Genomic DNA, 1,891 nt, shown 5'->3' with positions numbered 1-1,891 from the left:
TAAGCGGCGGGGGATATCCTCCGCCGCTTTTTTTTGCAGCAAATGCCCCCATTATTTTCATCTGATACGTATTTTCCGTAACTAAGGGTTGTCACTACGTCCGGCTTATAAGATCATATGCCGTTATACGTTGTTTACGCTTTGAGGAATCCACGATGAGTGAGGCTGAAGCCCGCCCGAGTAACTTTATTCGTCAGATCATCGATGAAGATCTGGCCAGTGGTAAGCACACCACGGTGCATACCCGCTTCCCGCCGGAGCCGAACGGCTACCTGCATATTGGTCATGCGAAATCCATCTGCCTGAACTTTGGCATTGCGCAAGACTATCAGGGGCAGTGCAACCTGCGTTTCGATGACACCAACCCAGTAAAAGAAGACATCGAATACGTTGAGTCCATCAAGAACGACGTGCAATGGCTGGGCTTCAACTGGTCTGGCGATATCTGCTACTCCTCTGACTATTTTGATCAGCTGTACGCTTACGCGGTTGAGCTGATCAACAAAGGTCTGGCGTACGTCGATGAACTGTCCGCGGATGAAATCCGTGAATACCGCGGTACGCTGACGCAGCCTGGCAAAAACAGTCCGTTCCGCGATCGCAGCGTGGAAGAGAACCTGGCGCTGTTTGAAAAAATGCGTGCGGGTGGCTTTGAAGAAGGCAAAGCCTGTCTGCGTGCCAAAATCGACATGGCTTCTCCGTTCATCGTGATGCGCGATCCGGTGCTGTACCGCATTAAGTTTGCTGAACACCACCAGACCGGTAACAAGTGGTGCATCTACCCGATGTACGACTTCACCCACTGCATCAGCGATGCGCTGGAAGGCATTACCCACTCGCTGTGTACGCTTGAGTTCCAGGACAACCGTCGCCTGTACGACTGGGTGCTGGATAACATCACCATCCCTGTGCATCCGCGTCAGTACGAGTTCTCTCGTCTGAATCTGGAATACACCGTGATGTCCAAGCGTAAGCTGAACCTGCTGGTGACTGACAAGCACGTTGAGGGCTGGGACGACCCGCGTATGCCGACCATTTCTGGTCTGCGTCGTCGTGGCTACACCGCTGCTTCTATTCGTGAGTTCTGCAAGCGCATCGGCGTGACCAAGCAGGACAACACCATTGAAATGGCGTCGCTGGAGTCCTGCATTCGTGAAGACCTCAACGAAAATGCCCCGCGCGCGATGGCAGTTATCGACCCGGTAAAACTGGTTATCGAAAACTATCCTCAGGGTGCGAGTGAACTGGTTGCCATGCCTAACCATCCGAACAAACCGGAAATGGGAAGCCGTGACGTACCGTTCAGCGGTGAAATCTGGATCGACCGCGCTGACTTCCGTGAAGAAGCCAACAAGCAGTACAAGCGTCTGGTGCTGGGTAAAGAAGTCCGTCTGCGTAACGCCTACGTGATCAAAGCCGAGCGCGTAGAGAAAGATGCAGAAGGGAATATCACCACCATCTTCTGTTCATACGATGCCGAAACGCTGAGCAAAGATCCTGCCGATGGTCGCAAGGTGAAAGGCGTTATCCACTGGGTAAGCGCTTCTCACGCGCTGCCGGTAGAAATCCGTCTGTACGATCGTCTGTTCAGCGTGCCTAACCCGGGTGCAGCGGAAGACTTCCTGGCGACGATCAACCCGGAATCTCTGGTGATCAAACAGGGTTATGCTGAGCCATCGCTGAAAACAGCTGAAGCAGGAAAAGCGTTCCAGTTCGAGCGTGAAGGTTACTTCTGCATGGACAGCCGTTACAGCACTGCGGAAAAACCGGTATTTAACCGTACCGTCGGTCTGCGTGACACCTGGACCAAGATCGGCGAATAATAACGCTGCTCTGGTCAATGAGAAACAAACGCCGCTTATTGCGGCGTTTTTTTTATTAATGATCATAT

At 52.6% G+C, this 1,891-nt stretch carries 1 protein-coding gene; it reads left to right on the top strand.

Going from position 1 to position 1,891, the window contains the following annotated elements; genetic code table 11:
* Positions 1-155: 155 nt before the first annotated feature.
* Positions 156-1,823, top strand: a complete 1,668-nt coding sequence (gene glnS, locus L977_RS07290; protein ID WP_047625499.1) for a glutamine--tRNA ligase — start codon at positions 156-158, stop codon at positions 1,821-1,823.
* Positions 1,824-1,891: the final 68 nt, after the last annotated feature.

Source organism: Enterobacter sp. ZOR0014 (assembly GCF_000798855.1).
GTDB classification, from domain to species: Bacteria; Pseudomonadota; Gammaproteobacteria; order Enterobacterales; family Enterobacteriaceae; genus Enterobacter; species Enterobacter kobei.
The sequence above is the reverse complement of the archived record's forward strand: the minus strand, read 5'-3'. Positions and strand labels throughout refer to the sequence as shown.